Origin of the sequence: Mucilaginibacter flavus (assembly GCF_030409315.1) — a bacterium.
Taxonomy (GTDB): Bacteria; Bacteroidota; Bacteroidia; order Sphingobacteriales; family Sphingobacteriaceae; genus Mucilaginibacter; species Mucilaginibacter flavus.
Map to the genome: position 1 here is coordinate 1 of NZ_JAUFPS010000025.1, position 18,715 is coordinate 18,715.

Consider the following 18,715-nt stretch of genomic DNA (forward strand, 5'->3'; position numbering starts at 1 on the left):
GCTGCTTCTTTGATACTATTTCTCGCCTGATCATGATTTAAATGATTTACTAATTTAGTAAACCTATTTCAGGACGAGACATCATGGTGCAACACCTCTCGCAGGTAAATCAAAATCCAAAAAATCTGATGAATCTGCTTAATCCTGGTTCAGAAAAATTATCTGCACATCTAAAATCTGCACATCAAAAAAACTTTTTTTAAAATTCATTTGGATATACGAAACCTATCGTAGATATTTGTACGAAGAAATTCGTATAACAGATTTAAGATGGATATCAAACCAACAGAAAGCGAGCTGGAAATTTTACAGGTGATTTGGAAAATGGGCCAATGTACCGTGCGCGATGTGCACGAGGAACTTACCAAAACCAAAGATGCCGGTTACACTACCACCCTTAAATTGATGCAGATTATGCATGATAAAGGCCTGGTTGAACGCGATACTACTTCAAAAACACATTTGTATAAAGCTTTATTTACCCAAGAGCAGGCACAAAGCAACGCTTTGGATAAAATATTGTCTACTGTGTTTAAAGGCTCAACATCCGATCTGGTGATCCAGGCCCTTGGCCAGCACCGGGCATCACCAGATGAAATTGATGCCATTAAGAGTTTCCTGAATAAGTTTGATCAGCATAAAAAATAAAACATTATGGAAAGTGTGTTCTATAATATCAGCCAGGTTTTGGGCATCACCATTATCCACTCGCTATGGCAGGGGTTATTGGTTTGGTTCGCGTTACGGATGTTGCTTATTTGCGCTCCATCGCTATCGCCCATTAAAAAACATAACGCGGGTATGGTGGCTATGCTGCTTATAGGCACCTGGTTTATTTACACCTTTATAAACCAGGTACAGGCACACAACTGGGTAAATTTAGCCGCGGCCAATACCAAGGCTTTATTGCCCGATATTAACTTTCCGCTGGTTAACATCCATTACACCGCGCAAAACAATTATTACTATTATGTAATTGAAGGCTATCTGCCTTATGTATCAGCTATTTATTTTATTGGCCTTGCATTTAATATTTTAAGGATGGGCCTGAATTGGCAGAAACTAAGTCAGATTAAACGCAGCATGATCCCGGCCGACAGGTTGCAGGATTATGTAGACGAACTTTGCAATCAACTGCAAATTAGCAGATATGTAAGCGTAAACATCAGCCGCTTTGTTGATGTGCCTTGCATGATTGGCTTTTTTAGTCCGATAATATTGTTGCCCATTACCCTATCAACCCAGTTATCTGCCGAGGAAGTAAAAGCGATTTTACTGCATGAGTTATCGCACATTAAGCGTAACGATTACCTCCTTAACCTGGTACAGCAGTTTATAAGTATGCTGCTTTTCTTTAATCCCTTTGCCCAGTTAATTAACAGGATAATAAACCAGGAACGCGAAAACCGGTGCGACGACCTGGTAGTACAAACAACCGCACAGCCCTTAGTGTATGCGCATGCGCTATTAAAGCTGGAGCAAACAAGGCAGGCACACCTGCAAATGGCACTTGCCGCCACCGGTAAAAAATATCATTTATTAACCAGAATTGAACGAATCATGAAAACCCAGAAACCCATAGGCAACGTGCGCCATTTTTTAGTGGCTGTTGCAATAATGGCCGCCGGCATCAGCAGTATTGCCTGGCTTAACCCTACCGTAGCCAACGGTAAAATAGCTATCAAAAAAGTAAATATCAGCTACCCTGCGGTATTGACCCATTTGCTTAACGATGATACCACATATAAAAAAGCGGTAAAAGTGCAAAAAGCCATCACGGCGGCAAAAGTTGCTAAAGCGATAAAGGCCAAAAGAGCTGCCGAAGCCATTTACTCATCCAACTTTAACGATGCGGAACTAAATAAGCTAACCGCCGAGGTTGAGAAATACTCAAACCAGGTTGGCAAATACTACCAAAGCGACGACTTTTTAAAACAGCAAAAGCTACTTGAAGAAAAAGGCGAGGAAATGGAGAAGTTTTATAATCGCCCGGAATTGAAGAGGATGCAGGAAGAGCAGGAAAAAATGAGCGAAGACTTTCAGAAAAACTGGGGGGCTACTTCCGAAACCACTAAACTTGGTGAAGATATGGGCAAAATAGGCGAAAAGATTGGGGCTTACTATAACAGCCCCGAGTTTAAACGCATGAACGAGGAACTTAGGAAAAAGTATGGCATTAAAGGCGAATATCATGACGACCGCAAAGAGGAGAACTACCAAAAATACCAGGACGAGCTGCAAAGCAAAATACCGGGCGAAGTAAAAGAGCAAACCGAGCTTTTGAAAAAAATGGGCCAGGATATGCGCAGTCATTACAATTCGCCGGAGTTTATCAAAAAACGTGATGAGTTGCGGATAATGGGCGACAGCATGCGAAAAGCCTATAACAACCCAGCTATGCAACAGCAAAAAGAGGAAATGAGAAAGCTAAGCCAACAAATGCGCAGCTTTAATAACAACCCCGAACTGAAAAAGGCGCAGGCAAATTTACGCGACGCCAGCAAACGCCTCAGAGAATACACCAATAGTCCGGAGTTTAAGAAACGTATGGCCGACGCTCGTAAGCAAGTTGAAGTATTGGATGAAAACGCTTCTGAAAGCGACAATAAAACCGATGGTATTAACTAAATAATTTAGCAATCAGTTACAAAAATTTAATTTAAGTAACCTTAATTCGTAATTTAGTATCCTAAATAAAATAAGGATACTTTTTTTATGCTTCAGAAGCTAACCATTAATAACTACGCGCTGATTGATAACCTGGAGATTAGTTTTGGCCAGGGATTAAACATCCTCACCGGCGAAACCGGCGCCGGTAAATCAATTATACTGGGTGCTCTTTCGCTTATTTTAGGGCAGCGTGCCGAAAGTCGTTACTTTTTTAATCAGCAAAAAAAATGCGTTATTGAAGGTTCTTTCAGGATCAACGATTTTCATTTAAGTTCCTTTTTTGAAGATAACGACCTGGACCATGAAGCCGAAACTGTTTTAAGGCGTGAAATTTCTGCCGATGGTAAATCGCGCGCTTTTGTAAATGACACGCCCGTTAACCTTACTACCCTTAAACAATTAGGCGAAAAGCTGATTGATATCCACTCGCAACATGCTACGCTGGAGATTAACGACCCGGAGTTTCAACTATTGGTTGTAGATTCGGTAGCTAAGCATGATGATTTGCTCAATGATTATCGGACCAAATTCCGCACTTATAAAAAATCGGTAAGTAAACTCAACGAGTTAATTGCCGATAGCGATAAGGCCAAAGCTGATCTTGATTATTTTCAGTTTCAGTTTGATGAGCTGGAAAAAGTAAGTTTAATTGCCGATGAGCAGGAACCTTTGGAGCGGGAATTATATGCGCTAAACAATGCAGAGGAAATTAAACGTCACCTTTATGGCGCCTACTACCTGGTGCAAGAAAGCGAAACGGCCGCCCTTTCGCAATTACGCGAGGCCGGGCAACAATTAGCCGCACTTGAAAAGTTCGACCCGCAGATTGAGGAGTTACACCAACGCCTCAACAGTACCATCATCGAACTGAAAGATATTGCTGCCGAGGTAGAAGCCATTGAACAAAAAACGCATACCAATGAGGCTCGCGTTGAAGAAATAAATCTTCGGTTAAGCCTTATTTATAACCTGCAAAAAAAACATCGCGTAAACAGCAATGCCGAGTTATTGCAAATTCAGGACGAACTATCTGAAAAAATACAGCAGGCTTTATTTGGCGATGAAGCTATTGAAAAACTACAAAAGCAATTGATAGCCGATAAGACTGAATTAGAAAAGCTGGCGGTTAAACTTACCGCCAACAGGGTTAAAGCAATTCCTTCTATAGAGAAACAAGTAATTGATACGCTGGCCGAAATGGGCATGGGGAATTCGACGTTGAAGATTGAACACATAGTCGGAAAGTCCGAAAGTCCGGAAGTCGGAAAGTTAGGTGTTCTTCCGGACTTTCGGACTTCCGGACTTTCGGACCACCTCACCAAAAATGGTGTTGACCACGTACGTTTCTTGTTTTCGGCAAATAAAGGCCATGCCTTGGCAGAAATGAGCAAGGTAGCATCAGGTGGTGAACTTTCCAGACTGATGTTGAGCATCAAATCAATCATTGCAAAATATACGGCTTTGCCTACCATCATTTTTGATGAAATAGATACCGGTGTATCTGGCGAAGTGGCCAATAAAGTAGGCCAGATTATGGAACGCCTTGCCGACAACCTGCAGGTGATTACCATTACTCACCTGCCGCAAATTGCCAGCAAAGGCAAAAACCATTACTTTGTTTACAAAGATGACAGCGCCGCTGTAACCTACACCCGCATTAAACAATTAGATAATAACGAGCGTGTAACCGAAATTGCCAAAATGCTAAGCGGCGACAAACCCGGCGAAAGCGCTTTGCAAAATGCGAGGGAACTATTGAGTAGTAAGTAGTAAGTATCAAGTAGTAAGATTTTTGACTTTTGGACTTTCGGACAAAAGACTTTCGGACTTCTTGTCTTACTACTTACTACTTTACAAAAATCTTGCTACTTGATACTAACTACTTGATACTAATATTATCTTTGCCTCAATTACATAAACTCAACACATGGCTTATAATTTATTAAAAGGCAAAAAAGGGATCATATTTGGTGCCTTAAATGAGCAATCCATCGCCTGGAAAGTTGCGCAGCGCGCAGTACAGGAAGGTGCCGAAATTGTATTATCAAACGCTCCTATCGCGTTACGCATGGGCGAACTCAATAAATTGGCAGAAGAGTGCAACGCGCCAGTTATCGGCTGCGATGTTACCAATGGCGACGATATCAACAACCTTTTCACCAAAACCAAAGAACACTTTGGTGGTGGTGTTGATTTTATTTTACACTCTATTGGTATGAGCGTAAACGTGCGCAAAAACATCCCTTACTACGAAAACAACTACGATTTTACCCACAAAGGTTTTGATATTTCGGCGTTGAGCTTACACCGCATTTTGCAGGCTGCCATGAAACATGATGCCATTAATGAGTGGGGATCTGTTTTGGCGTTAAGCTATATTGCCGCTCAACGTTACTTCCCTGGATATAATGATATGGCCGATAACAAAGCAGTATTGGAAAGCATTGCACGTAACTTTGGTTACGAGTATGGCGTAACCAAAAAAGTACGTGTAAATACTATTTCACAATCACCAACCCGCACAACTGCAGGTTCGGGCGTTAAAGGCTTTGATGGTTTTATTGATTTTGCAGAAAAAATGAGTCCGCTTGGTAATGCTGATGCAGATCAGTGCGCTGATTACTGCGTAACCCTGTTTAGCGATTTGACCAAGATGGTTACTATGCAAAACCTTTTCCACGATGGTGGTTTCTCTTTCACCGGCGTAACACAAGCTGTTATTGATCAGATGGGGAAATAAGGCTAAAGACTAAAGACTAAAGACTAAAGACTAAAGACTAAAGACTAAAGACTAAAGACTAAAGACTAAAGACTAAAGACTAAAGACTAACAAAAAGAGCGATGAGGTTTCACCTCATCGCTCTTTTTGTTAGTGCTTGCATCGTTTCTGTTTAAGCTGGGGTTGAATCAACTAATACAACTTTTACTTTGATGTCCAGTGAAGGCGCAGCCGAAAGCTGTGTTCCATTTGAGTTTTGGGCATAAAGTATAACTTTACCTACCGAATAGGTATAGCTGTAAGCGATACCATTGTAAGTTTCAGGGAGTGCCTCATAGGTTGCGCCGTTATCATAAGATATATAAACTAATACACCACCATTTGCCTGTGAATAATTATCATTCTCCGGCAAATTATTGAGTGTTGATGAATAAGAAGTTTTGCCGCCACTGTCTGTAGAAACTACCCAACCACTGGTTCCTTTTACATCATAAAAAGCAGTAACATTTGCCGGTGTAATGTATTTTTTAGTACATGAGGTTGCCGCGATCAGTATAGTGCAGCAAATAAGAGTTAAGATTTTTTTCATAATGTTTCGATTGTATATACTGTAAGAACAATATAATTAAAAAAGGTTTAACGTAATTTGAGATAATTTATTTCAAATTGGTGTCTTTCGATAAAATTCCAAAGCATTTTGCCATAAACTAATATTTTAGTTTAACTTTATTTATGCGCAAGTATCTTCTTTTTCTATTCTTTATTTTTCCATCCTTTTGCTTCGCCCAGGTATTAATTACCGGGAAGATCATCAATGCTGATGACAAAAAACCGGTAGCCAACGCCAGTGTATTTTTGAATAATGCTATTGTCGGCGATAAAACTGCCGACGACGGTACATTTACGCTCCGCAACGTAAAGCCTGGTCAATATACTTTTATTGTTACGGCCGTTGGTTTTGAAACCCATAGTGTTACTTTGATGGCCGGTACTACCAACATCAGCCTGCCGGAGATTGCCCTGGCTTCCAAAACTATCATGCTGCAGGAGGTTAACATCAAACCAGATCCAAACCGACAACGTAATTACCAGGATTTTAAACGGCTCTTCCTGGGCACTTCGGCAAATGCGGCTCAATGTAAAATCCTTAATCCGGATGTGATCGATGTAGATTTTGACTCCAAAACATTTGTGCTATCAGCCTCCAGCAGGGATGATTTCATCGAAGTAGAAAATAAAGCCCTTGGTTATTTAATTAAGTACAAGCTCACCAGCTTTAGCTATGATGCTAAACGGATGTTTTATTACGAGGGTATTTCGGTGTTCCAGGAATTAAAGGGAAGTAAATCGCAGCAGCGTAGATGGCAAAAGAACCGGATGGCGGCTTACCAGGGTTCATCGATGCATTTTTTGCGATCGGTAATTGCCGGGCAACCCGATAAAGAGGGCTTTGAAGTATTACGACTTACCCGCAAACCCAATCCCGATTATAAAGAAGGCCGCATTGGCAATAACAACTTTAAATATATACAATCGTTATATATTAAACAGCCACTTACTCCGGTCGATTTTGCGCATCCCACCGATCAGCCTGGTTTATTTGCAATTGGTTTTGCCGATTGCCTATATGTGATATTTAAAAATAAACGAGTGGAAACCGATCTTTCCATTTATCACCCTATAGAAGTGCCCAATTACCCGGTAAGCATTTTGGCCTTTGAAGAGCCTTACGCTTTTTTTGATAACAACGGCATTATAGCCAACCCGCACAGTATAATTTTTGAGGGCGAATGGGGTAATAGCCGGATTGCAGAATTATTGCCGGTGGATTATGAACCCGAAAAAGCGGCTGAAAAATAAATGATTTATTTTTAGCTTTAGAAATGCTAAAACCTTTATTCTTATTGCTGTTATTACTCCCCGTAGCAAGCTTCGCTCAGCTCAAAATTACCGGGAGAGTTATTGACAAACGATATAAAACACCAATACTAAATGCCAGGATAGTTTTAACAGGCGACACCACAAAGTATAAAACAAACGAAGAAGGGGTTTATATTATCCCAAATGTAAAACCGGGAGAATATACTTTGTTGATTACATCTAATGAATATGAAAGTTACGCTAATACCTGGCTTGTTTACGACAATAGTATTGTTATACCTGATATAGAATTGTTAAGCATAGACGAATTAGACCTTACTAACGATAAATATAACGCCAACCGGGAGCGAGATCTGAATATATTTAAAATGATGTTTTTGGGCGAATCGGCAAATGCAAAACAATGCAAAATTCTAAACCCCGATGTTGTTTTTGTTAAGTATAATAACATGCTCAAAAATCTTACTGCTTTTTCTGACGAATATATAAACATCGAAAACAGGGCGCTGGGATACCTGATAAAATATCAATTAAGAACTTTCCATTATCTTAAAAATGGCTCAGTGTATTTTGACGGAGTACAAAAATTTGAAGACTTATCAGGAAGCGAATCTGAAAAAAGAAAATGGAAAAAGGAGCGTCTGGCGGTATATCAAGGTTCGCTAATGCATTTTTTACGCGCTATCATTGGCAATCATCTTGATGAAGATGGCTTTAAAGTATCCCGCCTTATCCGCAGACTTGACACCGATTATTATAAACTAACTGCACGCACATCCTACAAAGGTATTTACAACGGTGATTCACTGCCAATAGATAGTTTTATAAATCACACTAACAAACGGGGAGTTTTCGCGCTCAAGTTTTCAGATCAACTCTATATTACGTACAACAAAAAGAAACAATACCCTAACATCAACACAGTTGGCATGCCACCGAACCTTCCAAAATTTGCTACCACCATTGTATCTTTCAACGAGGCTTATGCATTGTTTGGCATAGATGGAGTAATTACCAACCCTCAAAGTATCTCTTTTGAAGGCGAGTGGGGAGATACGGGTGTGGCAAATTTGCTTCCACCAGATTATCAACCTTAAATTTTCCTCAACAAAAAACCCCGCTTGCTTGCACAAACGGGGTTGAATTTTTATTAAGGTCGAACTTATTTTTGTTCTTCTTCTGTTGGTGTTTTGCTTTCACCTTTTTCATCAGTGATTTTAATCTCTTTGGTTTCCTGGTCAAAATCAACTTTCATGATATCGCCTTCAGTTAGCTCACCTTTAAGGATCTCTTCGGCAATCGGGTCTTCCAGGTATTTTTGAATGGCACGTTTTAACGGACGTGCACCAAATTGCGAATCGTAACCTTTTTCGGCGATAAACTCTTTAGCGGCTTCTGTCAGTTCAATTTTGAAACCTAAACCATTTACACGGCTAAACAGGAATGCCAATTCGATATCGATGATCCTGAAGATATCCTCTTTGCTCAATGAGTTAAATACGATAACATCATCAATGCGGTTCAAAAATTCAGGAGCGAAAGCACGTTTTAAAGCGTTCTCGATAACACCTCTTGAATGTGTATCGGCCTGTAAGCTTTTAGCGTTGGTGCTGAAACCTACACCCTGGCCAAAGTCTTTCAACTGGCGGGCACCAATGTTTGAAGTCATGATGATGATGGTGTTCCTGAAATCAACCTTACGGCCTAATGAATCGGTTAACTGGCCTTCATCCAATACCTGTAACAAAATGTTAAACACATCAGGGTGAGCTTTTTCAATCTCATCCAATAATATTACAGCATATGGTTTACGACGTACTTTTTCGGTCAGCTGACCGCCTTCCTCATAACCTACGTAGCCCGGAGGCGCTCCTACTAAACGTGATACCGCGAATTTTTCCATGTACTCGCTCATATCAATCTGTATCAGCGCGTCTTCGGTATCAAACATAAAACGGGCAAGCTCTTTAGCTAACTCGGTTTTACCAACACCTGTAGGGCCTAAGAAAATAAATGAACCAATTGGTTTTTTAGGATCTTTTAAGCCGGCACGGGTACGTTGTATAGCACGGGTTAATTTTTTGATGGCATCATCCTGGCCAATAATTTTGCTGGCCACAGTATCAGTCATGTTCAACAGCTTTTGGCTATCGGCCTGGCCAACCCTTTGTACAGGGATACCAGTCATCATTGATACTACTTCGGCAACATTATCTTCGGTTACGGTGTAACGTTTTGATTTGGTTTCGGCTTCCCAAAGCGCTTTCGCCTGGTCAAGCTCGGCAATCAAATTCTTTTCGGTATCACGCAACTGGGCAGCTTCTTCATATTTCTGGCTGCGAACAACTTTGTTTTTCTCAATCTTGATCTGCTCAATCTTTTGCTCAATATCCAGTATGTTTTGAGGCACGTGAATATTGGTTAAGTGAACGCGAGAGCCCGATTCGTCCAAAGCATCGATAGCCTTATCTGGTAAAAACCTATCGGTAATATAACGGGTGGTTAAGTTAACGCAGGCATTGATAGCTTCCGGAGTGTAAGTTACACCGTGGTGCTCTTCGTATTTTTCTTTGATGCGGTTAAGGATCTCAACAGTTTCTGCCGGGGTAGCGGGCTCAACCATTACCTTTTGGAAACGACGATCCAAAGCGCCATCTTTTTCAATGTACTGGCGATACTCATCTAAAGTAGTCGCGCCGATGCATTGAATTTCGCCCCTTGCCAAAGCAGGTTTAAACATGTTTGAAGCATCAAGCGAACCTGAAGCGCCACCTGCACCTACAATAGTATGAATCTCATCAATAAACAAAATTACATCAGGTGATTTTTCCAGTTCGTTCATCACGGCCTTCATACGCTCTTCAAACTGGCCACGGTATTTTGTACCGGCAACCAACGAAGCCAGATCAAGCGTTACCACACGTTTGTTAAACAATACACGCGATACTTTACGCTGAACTATGCGCAATGCCAAACCTTCGGCAATGGCCGATTTACCTACACCTGGTTCACCTATTAATATAGGATTATTCTTTTTACGGCGCGACAGGATCTGGGATACCCTTTCAATTTCTTTTTCGCGGCCAACAATCGGGTCAAGTTTACCGTCTTCGGCAGCACGGGTTAAATCGCGGCCAAAGTTATCCAGCACCGGTGTTTTTGATTTAATATCAGATACCTTTTTTGGCTGGCTAAATGACTCTTCTTCTTTAAAGTCGTCATCGCCGCCGGTTGGCGAACCTGGCATTTCGTCGGTTACATCGTTTTTATGTGATTCAACCTCACCTTTAAACACCTCGTAATTTACGTTAAACTGTACCAGTATCTGCGATGCGATGTTATCCTCATCACGTAATATGGATAACAGCAGGTGCTCGGTTCCAATTACATCACTTTTAAATATTTTGGCTTCCAGATAAGTTATTTTTAATACTTTTTCGGCTTGCTTGGTTAGTGGGATGCTGCCTATGTGCACATTGGTTCCAATGGTACCTTTAACAGCATCTTCAACAGCACGACGAAGCTTTGCAGTATCAACGTTCAAACCTTTCAGCAATTTAATTGCTACGCCATCACCATCCCTGATGAGGCCCAGTAAAAGATGCTCCGTTCCTATATAGTCGTGCCCAAGGCGTAATGCCTCTTCTCTGCTGTATTGAATGACATCTTTAACCCTCGGCGAAAATTTAGCTTCCATATATACCTTTCAATTATTATGAACGCCGCAATCTATAAATTTTGTTTTTACAAACACGGCGCGTGACTTAACTTTTATCAACAATATTGCCAACATTTAATGCTTAGCAGAAACAGACATTCAGATGATACGCAAGCTATTAAAGTTTGGGGGTAATCGATAATTTTTGTCAAAAAATTCAACAATCAGCAAATTCTTTTACAATATACGAACGAAATCCACCTATTTGATACAAAAAACTCAAAATAGTTTAAACATTGTGTTAATAAATTATAACGTTCGCACCAAAACAGGCATTTCGTCATAACCTATGCCATAACGGCATTAACCTAATATTTACCTTCTGTTAAACTTATTTACGCAAAACCATGCAAAACAGTTGCCAAATTACTCTGTTAAACGTAATTAAATATTAACAAGTATGTTCAGATATGGTGCCGGCTGTTCATGGCAGTAAATATTTTTTCTGCCAAATTATTTTCGTAGGTATTCCATCAATTTTCACTCATATTTGTCCCGATTATTTACCGGGATTACAATAAATTATAATGGCAGACGAAAAGATCATATTTTCAATGGCCGGGGTTAGCAAAGTCTACCCCCCGCAAAAAACAGTATTAAAAAACATTTACCTATCGTTTTTTTACGGTGCTAAAATCGGCGTTATCGGTTTAAACGGCTCTGGTAAATCGTCTTTATTAAAAATTATAGCAGGCATTGATAAAACCAATATAGGCGAAGTTGTTTTTTCGCCGGGTTACACCGTTGGCTACTTAAGCCAGGAGCCAGAGCTTGACCCTGAGAAAACCGTACGCGAAATTGTGGAAGAAGGCGTTGCCGAAACCACCGCTTTATTAAAGGAGTACGAAGAGATCAACGAAAAATTTGGCCTGGAAGAATACTACAGCGACGCCGATAAAATGGATAAGCTGATGAACCGCCAGGGCGAATTGCAGGACCAGATTGATGCTGTTAACGCCTGGGAGCTGGATACCAAGCTTGAACGGGCTATGGACGCCCTGCGCTGCCCCGAGCCGGATACCAAAATTTCGGTATTATCGGGCGGTGAGCGCCGCCGCGTAGCTTTATGCCGCCTTTTATTAAAGGAACCGGATGTATTGCTGTTAGATGAGCCTACCAACCACCTGGATGCCGAATCAATTGATTGGCTGGAGCAACATTTACAACAATATAAAGGTACTGTTATAGCGGTAACGCACGATAGGTACTTCCTTGATAATGTGGCCGGTTGGATTCTGGAGCTCGACCGTGGAGAAGGTATCCCATGGAAGGGAAATTATTCCTCATGGTTAGATCAGAAAGCCAAGCGTTTAGCCCAGGAAGACAAAACCGAAAGCAAACGTCAGAAAACCCTGGAGCGCGAGCTGGAATGGGTGCGCATGGGACCAAAAGGCCGCCACGCCAAATCAAAAGCCCGTTTAGGCAATTACGAGAAATTAGCATCCGAAGAAACCAAAGAACGCGAAGAAAAACTGGAGCTGTTTATTCCGCCTGGCCCACGTTTGGGTAATGTAGTGATTGAAGCCAACGGCGTAAGTAAATCTTATGGCGATAAATTATTGTTTGATAACCTTAGCTTCTCCTTACCTCCTGCAGGTATAGTTGGCATCATTGGCCCCAACGGTGCCGGTAAAACCACGCTATTTCGTTTAATCACCGGGCAGGATGAGCCTGATGCAGGAACCTTCCGCGTTGGACCAACCGTAGCCTTAGGTTATGTTGACCAGATGCATGACGACCTTGACCCTAATAAATCTGTTTGGGAAAACGTAACTGGCGGCCTTGAAACCATCATGGTAGGTAATAAACCGCTTAACTCACGTGCCTATGTATCTAAATTTAACTTTAACGGTGCCGATCAGCAGAAAAAAGTAGGCGTACTATCGGGTGGTGAACGTAACCGTGTACACCTGTCTATCACCCTTAAAAAAGGATCGAACGTATTGCTGCTGGATGAGCCTACCAACGATATTGACGTAAATACTTTACGTGCCCTGGAAGAAGCCCTGGAAAATTTTGGCGGCTGCGCGGTAGTGATCAGCCACGACCGCTGGTTCCTCGACCGTATCTGTACCCACATCCTGGCCTTTGAAGGCAACTCACAAGTATATTTCTTTGAAGGTAACTACTCCGATTACGAAGAAAACCGCAAGAAGCGCTTAGGTGATGTGGCGCCGAAAAGGATTAAGTATAAAAAATTAACAGCGTAGCCCCTCCAAATCTCTCCGCTGGTTAGCGGAAGACTTTTGTATTGTATATTGAAAGCCGGATTTATTTTTCAAAGTAAATCCGGCTTTTATTCTTCGTCCGATTTAAAAATTGCTAACGATTCACAAAACAATTTCAAGCTTTCGTTTTTTGTCATGCAAACGGCAAGCTTTTTCTTTTTTCTAAAATCCTGACTTAGCACATCATATTTTTCAAATGCTTTCTTATTGTTTAAATCCCTTCGTGAGTTATTACTAAATACACGATTTATCTCGTTACTAAGTTTTTCTTTAGGGTTTGAATAACCAGAGGTGTCGGCAGTTTTGGAATCATATATTGTTAAAACCCACGCATCAATTTCTTCGATAGCTACTGCGTATGCAATTTTATCCTGATGTGAATTTTCAAGCCATCCATTTATTTTATCTATGACATTAACTCTAAGCTCCAGGCAATATTCTTCAGGATCATTTTCCTTACTTTTAACTGGTTCAGTTACGTTGTATCCTACTAAATGTCGTTCGGCTGTATCTATTTGAATAACGATGAATGATTCCTGAACAATGGGATTATCGAAAAAAGTATCTATTAATCTACGTTCTTCGCAAACTTTTTTCACAACCGTCCAACTGCTATGTTGCTCCACCGGCATTGTGTGCAGATCAGTTTGATCTAAATGATATTCGGGAAGTTCATATCTTAAATCAGACCTATCTATATTTAAGGCCCCCTTTAAAATATTTGTTATGACAGCTTGGTCGGCCCTGCCTTCTGCATAAATACCAACAATCATTTAAAAAATGTTAGATGGTAAAGCACCTAAATAGCCACGCATCCACAGTTCAGAAAGCTTTAAATTTCCGTCTTTCGTTTCAGGTTTTATTTTGATACGCTCGACTTTGGTCTGGCCTTCGTCGGTTCGTTTTACTACGAAAAGGCGTTGCTCGTCGTCATATAAATTCAACCCGTCAATTACAGCGGGATTATGTGTGGTAATTAAAACCTGTTTATTGTTCTTTTTAGAAAGCTCTGCTATACTTTTCACTACTTGTCTACACAATAAAGGATTTAAGGCGGTTTCGATATTATCTATCGCAAAAAAAGATGGTGTTCTTTCACTTATAAAAAGAGCTAAATAAAAGAGAACATGCAAAGCACCTTCATTTGCATTTTCAGCAGAAAACATATTATTCTTCTTCTGCATAAATTTATCGGTAAAATATAAATCAGAAGTACTTCGACCCAATTTATATCCTTTCTTCTTCAACTTATCACTAGCATCAACCTCGATTCCTTTTAACCACGAAATGAAGTTGAGATCTGTCAGGTATTCTAATTGTTTTTTTGAAAAAGTCGAAAGTAGGACGTCCAATCCTTCCCCGTTTATTCCCAAAGGCTGTTTTTTACTCTCATTGTTTATACCTCTTAACGAGTTCGTATTAACATTATAAATAACAAAGTCAGTTATATATTTTTTTTCATCATCTATTGCTGACTTTGATAATTCTTCCGCTTTCTCCCTAATAGATTCTTCTAAAAAGCCATTTAAAACTTCATTTTTTTGAGCTTCTAACACATTACTCTTAAAATCAAGATTATTGTGCTTGTCTAAAAAATCACTAAATTGCTCAAAAAGAACCCTATACGCTTCATCGCTAACATACTTAAGGATGTAATTTGACCCAAAGTTAGTTCCGTTATCATTCCAGCTAGAATAAATATCATCCGGATTCTCCGATATCAATCTTGATTTTAGTATTTTATCTAATGTAGTTAGAGTTATTTTAATCTCAGTTCTAGCTTGACTACCTAAAAACGAATTAAATGTAAGGGATGGTTTTGTAACCCTAACTCCCCTATTAAATAATCCTTCTACGTTTAACTCATTGTTATTTGAAGCCGACGCCATTGCAATAGCCTCCAAAATATTTGATTTGCCCGACCCGTTCTCGCCAATAAAAATATTAACCCGACCTAATTCTATCTCCTGTTTATAGATTGATTTAAAATTACTTATCGAAATTTTATTTATCATTTAAGTTTTACTTGTTTCTTATTACAAACATACAATAATTCAGAAATTGATTTTTGGGGAATTATTTCCAAATTACGCATTTCAGATGTCATTTTACCCCTTACAATCAATTCCTTAACATAACTCAATAAAAATTTTCCTAACTTGCCGTTTTCTAAATTATAATACTTAAGGCCATGACAGAGACGCTGGACATCAAGATCACCAAGACTACGCATTCCCGTTTAGCAGAAACGGATTTTGACAACTTACCTTTCGGAAAAACATTTTCTGACCACATGTTTGTGGCCGATTATGCTGATGGTGAATGGAAAAACCTGCAGGTCATTCCCTACGGCGAGATTGCACTGAGCCCCGCCATTTCGGCCTTACATTATGGCCAGGCATTTTTTGAAGGCTTAAAAGCTTACAAACATGCCGATGGTAAAGTAACCATCTTCCGTCCCGATAAAAACGCTATCCGTTTCAACAAATCGGCAGAGAGGCTTTGTATGCCAACCCTGCCCGAAGAAATATTTTTACAAAGCATGGCCGCCGTGGTCGACCTTGACCGTGATTGGGTACCTGCAAAAGCTAACCACGCTTTATATATCCGTCCGTTTATGTTTGCTACAGATCCATATTTGGGCGTAACACCATCGGCAACTTATAAATATATGGTACTTGCCGGCCCTGTTGGACCATATTTTTCAAAAACCTTACGTGTTAAGGTAGAAACTCATTACACCCGCGCCGCCGAAGGTGGTATGGGCTATGCAAAAGCTGCCGGTAACTACGGTTCATCTATGCTGCCGGCACGTAAAGCTGCCGAAGAAGGTTTTGACCAACTGATTTGGACAGATGCCAAAGAGCACAAATACATTGAAGAAATGGGCGCGGCCAACGCCATGTTCCTGTTAGATGGCAAATTGATAACTGCCGAAGCTAAAGATACCATCCTTGATGGCGTTACCCGTGATACCGTTATCGCTTTAGCCAAAGAATGGGGTATCCCGGTTGAAACCCGTAAGGTTTCTGTTGCCGAGATTGTGGAAGGTGCCAAAAACGGTAAACTTACTGATGCTTTTGGTGCCGGCACCGCCGCTACCATCGCCTCTGTAGGTTCTATCAGCGTTGATGGCGAAGAATACTTTTTGAGCGATCCTAAAACACGCGAATTTTCGCAAAAGGTTTTAGCTACGCTTGATGCTGTTAAATACGGCAACGCACCTGATACGCATGGTTGGAATTACCTGGTACAATAATTAAACATTAACCTTATATGGAAAGGTGCGCCGGTTGGTGCGCCTTTTTTGTTTTGGTAATTTCGGTTTAGCCAAGAGGGCTACTAATCTGAGCCTATCGAACAGCCCTGACAAGTCGCAGAAGCCAGACTTACGAAGTTTTAAAAAACTTCGTAAGTCTTTCGCCGGGTAACAATTATGTATCAGAATCCAGGATTTTATAAACTTCCTAAAAGCTGCAATTCCCCGCAGGCACTATCCCCTCTTTATCGATGGTAAGTACAGGTTTTCCTTTTTTATAGGTAACAACCCAAATGGTATCAAAATCTTCATCGGGCCAGTTTATGCCTTTAACGGTAATGCCTAATGCTTTCAGTATGGGTTTAATATTGTTATGTTCCCATACAATTAGTGAAGTCCCTTTTTTTCCTTCCAGATCGGCGGCCAGGTCTTTAGCGTCTTCTTCTTCAAAATCGCTGTTGATAGGTAAATTATATTTAACAGCGAATGGTGAAGCGGTTTGAAACATTCTCCCCCTTGGGGTTGATTTACCCAAATGCAAAGCCGGAACATATATGCGATCAGGGATGCCAAATTTGGCTTTCAATACCTCGGGTAGTTTCAAAGCCCGGTTTAAACCTTTGCATGACAAGTTATCTCCATCATCCGGCTTTTCGCCGTGACGGATAAATATTAGTTTGGTATTTTTATCCTGGGCACCGGCGGTGCAGGCGGTTATAAATAACAGTAATGCTACTGTGGGTAGTAATAAAAGTTTTTTGATCATAACAAAGGCAATATACAATTAGTATAGCCCTGTTTCAAACTTAGTCTACAGATACGGTTAAGCCTTCCTGCTGTAAAATTTTACGGTAGATTTCCATTTCGGTAAACGAGCCTTCCAGTACGGGGCATTTGCCCTCATTGTGTACTTTCCAGGCTATCTTTTCGGCCTGGGCTTCAGAGTAATCGAGGTATTTCATCATGCAATGGATCACATGATCGAACGTGTTAAAATCATCGTTCCATAGTATCAGGCGGTGAACTTCTTTAAGCCCGGCTAATAATTCTTCGAGAGTGAATGTTTCTTCCTGTGTTTCGGTTGACATCGTAACTACAAAATTACTCAAAAACAATAATAAAAGTGGTAAAATCGTGTTCAATTAGCTTAAAAATCCCTGCACTAACAATAAAGTTACCAAACCCACACAACAAACACCCCATGAACAAAATTGCCAAGTGCATGATTATCCCGGCAGCTATGCAGCTGCTCAGTTTTACAAGAGCAAACGCGCAGGAAACAAAAACAACCCAAAACACACTACAAACCCCGCCACCCAATGTTACTGTAGACGGCAGCCCAAAGGAATGGGGCGATAGCCTACGCTACTTTAATGCCGAAAAAAAATATAATTACTCCCTGGCTAATGATAAAACAATGCTTTACGCAGCAATTAAACTTGCTGATAAGCCCGACCAGATGCGCGCACTTAACGCCGGTATTACCCTAAGTATTGATACCAAGGGCAAAAAAAAGGAAACCTATTCGCTAACCTTCCCGCTGGCAGAACCAGGCACCAAGCCCGATTTTGGCAAAAAACCCGATGACAACACCGAAGTTACCCAACGAGACCGCGACGATTTGATGCGCGAACGAATGACCAAACTGCGCAATATTAAAGTAGTTGGCTTTAGTGATATCGAAGGTGATATGATCACTACCTCAAACACTTATGGCATTAAAGCGGCGATTGATTATGACGTCGAAGGTAACCTGATCTGTGAATTGGCTATCCCGCTGCACTTTTTCCATTCCGGTGATCTGGCCAAAACGGAGTGGGCGTTTAACTTTAAGATCAACGGTATTCAGCGGCCTAAGCCAGGTGAAGGTGCAGATGGCGGTATGAGCAGCAGCTTTGGTGGCGGAGGCGGCGGTCGTGGTGGCCGAGGCGGAGGAATGGGCGGCGGCGGAGGTCGCGGAGGCAGAGGCGGCCGTGGTGGCGGTATGGGAGGCGGCGGCAATGCCCAGAGCGACCGTACAGAACTATCAAAATCGACTGATTTTTGGGAGAAGTTTTATTTGAATATTAATTAAAGTGAAAGGATAAAGGCGAAAGGTAAAAGGTAAAACATTCATTACAACTTTAAGATTAAAAATTTGATAATCAATATTTTAAAACGCATCTTTTGTAACACCTTTCGCATATCTGCCACATACCTTTAACGCGCTCACTACACCCTTTATAAACACCTTTCTTGCA

15 protein-coding genes are annotated in these 18,715 nt (G+C 40.9%); 9 read left to right on the forward strand and 6 right to left on the reverse strand.

What is annotated here, in order from left to right:
- Window positions 1–270 precede the first annotated feature (270 nt).
- The 4 genes from QWZ17_RS09385 (at window position 271) to QWZ17_RS09400 (ending at window position 5,410) form a co-directional block, all read left to right on the forward strand.
- Window positions 271–648 (forward strand): BlaI/MecI/CopY family transcriptional regulator, encoded by a 378-nt coding sequence (locus QWZ17_RS09385; protein WP_290304927.1) that lies wholly within the window; start codon window positions 271–273, stop codon window positions 646–648.
- 6 nt (window positions 649–654) lie between these two features.
- Window positions 655–2,628: a M56 family metallopeptidase gene (locus tag QWZ17_RS09390; protein ID WP_290304928.1), complete on the forward strand. Its 1,974-nt coding sequence runs from the start codon at window positions 655–657 to the stop codon at window positions 2,626–2,628.
- 87 nt (window positions 2,629–2,715) lie between these two features.
- Window positions 2,716–4,440 carry a DNA repair protein RecN gene (gene recN, locus QWZ17_RS09395; RefSeq protein ID WP_290304929.1) on the forward strand — a complete coding sequence of 575 codons (1,725 nt, stop codon included), beginning with the start codon at window positions 2,716–2,718 and terminating at the stop codon, window positions 4,438–4,440.
- Between the two features lie 157 nt (window positions 4,441–4,597).
- A complete protein-coding gene (locus tag QWZ17_RS09400) occupies window positions 4,598–5,410 on the forward strand; it encodes an enoyl-ACP reductase FabI (protein WP_290304930.1) in 813 nt (270 codons plus the stop codon).
- Between the two features lie 151 nt (window positions 5,411–5,561).
- On the opposite strand, the gene QWZ17_RS09405 is transcribed toward QWZ17_RS09400, so the two are convergent.
- Window positions 5,562–5,978: a hypothetical protein gene (locus QWZ17_RS09405; protein ID WP_290304931.1), complete on the reverse strand. Its 417-nt coding sequence runs from the start codon at window positions 5,976–5,978 to the stop codon at window positions 5,562–5,564.
- A gap of 143 nt (window positions 5,979–6,121) precedes the next feature.
- Here QWZ17_RS09405 and QWZ17_RS09410 point away from each other — a divergent pair, with 143 nt between their 5' ends.
- Together QWZ17_RS09410 and QWZ17_RS09415 are read left to right on the forward strand one after the other, a co-directional pair.
- A complete protein-coding gene (locus tag QWZ17_RS09410) occupies window positions 6,122–7,249 on the forward strand; it encodes a carboxypeptidase-like regulatory domain-containing protein (RefSeq protein WP_290304932.1) in 1,128 nt (375 codons plus the stop codon).
- Window positions 7,250–7,272: 23 nt separating this feature from the next.
- On the forward strand, window positions 7,273–8,367 hold the full coding sequence (locus tag QWZ17_RS09415; protein ID WP_290304933.1) for a carboxypeptidase regulatory-like domain-containing protein: 1,095 nt from the start codon (window positions 7,273–7,275) through the stop codon (window positions 8,365–8,367).
- Window positions 8,368–8,432: 65 nt separating this feature from the next.
- Here QWZ17_RS09415 and QWZ17_RS09420 read toward each other — a convergent pair whose 3' ends face one another.
- Window positions 8,433–10,967, reverse strand: a complete 2,535-nt coding sequence (locus QWZ17_RS09420; RefSeq protein ID WP_290304934.1) for an ATP-dependent Clp protease ATP-binding subunit — start codon at window positions 10,965–10,967, stop codon at window positions 8,433–8,435.
- A 548-nt stretch (window positions 10,968–11,515) separates the two neighbouring features.
- Between QWZ17_RS09420 and ettA the strand changes: the two genes are divergently transcribed.
- Window positions 11,516–13,198 carry an energy-dependent translational throttle protein EttA gene (ettA, locus tag QWZ17_RS09425; RefSeq protein ID WP_290304935.1) on the forward strand — a complete coding sequence of 561 codons (1,683 nt, stop codon included), beginning with the start codon at window positions 11,516–11,518 and terminating at the stop codon, window positions 13,196–13,198.
- Window positions 13,199–13,284: 86 nt separating this feature from the next.
- Here ettA and QWZ17_RS09430 read toward each other — a convergent pair whose 3' ends face one another.
- Together QWZ17_RS09430 and QWZ17_RS09435 are read right to left on the reverse strand one after the other, a co-directional pair.
- The gene (locus tag QWZ17_RS09430; RefSeq protein ID WP_290304936.1) at window positions 13,285–13,989 is read right to left on the reverse strand and encodes a hypothetical protein; all 705 of its coding nucleotides are present in this window, start codon (window positions 13,987–13,989) and stop codon (window positions 13,285–13,287) included.
- Window positions 13,990–15,231, reverse strand: coding sequence for an AAA family ATPase (locus QWZ17_RS09435; protein WP_290304937.1), 1,242 nt, complete (start codon window positions 15,229–15,231; stop codon window positions 13,990–13,992).
- Between the two features lie 176 nt (window positions 15,232–15,407).
- Here QWZ17_RS09435 and QWZ17_RS09440 point away from each other — a divergent pair, with 176 nt between their 5' ends.
- Window positions 15,408–16,475, forward strand: a complete 1,068-nt coding sequence (locus tag QWZ17_RS09440) for a branched-chain amino acid aminotransferase (RefSeq protein ID WP_290304938.1) — start codon at window positions 15,408–15,410, stop codon at window positions 16,473–16,475.
- A 208-nt stretch (window positions 16,476–16,683) separates the two neighbouring features.
- Here QWZ17_RS09440 and QWZ17_RS09445 read toward each other — a convergent pair whose 3' ends face one another.
- Together QWZ17_RS09445 and QWZ17_RS09450 are read right to left on the reverse strand one after the other, a co-directional pair.
- Entirely contained in the window at window positions 16,684–17,241 is a 558-nt protein-coding gene (locus QWZ17_RS09445; RefSeq protein ID WP_290304939.1) for a histidine phosphatase family protein, read from the reverse strand.
- A 40-nt stretch (window positions 17,242–17,281) separates the two neighbouring features.
- Entirely contained in the window at window positions 17,282–17,563 is a 282-nt protein-coding gene (locus tag QWZ17_RS09450) for an ATP-dependent Clp protease adaptor ClpS (RefSeq protein WP_290304940.1), read from the reverse strand.
- 113 nt (window positions 17,564–17,676) lie between these two features.
- On the opposite strand from QWZ17_RS09450, the gene QWZ17_RS09455 reads away from it, so the two are divergent.
- A complete protein-coding gene (locus QWZ17_RS09455; protein ID WP_290304941.1) occupies window positions 17,677–18,549 on the forward strand; it encodes a hypothetical protein in 873 nt (290 codons plus the stop codon).
- The last annotated feature ends 166 nt before the right edge of the window (window positions 18,550–18,715 follow it).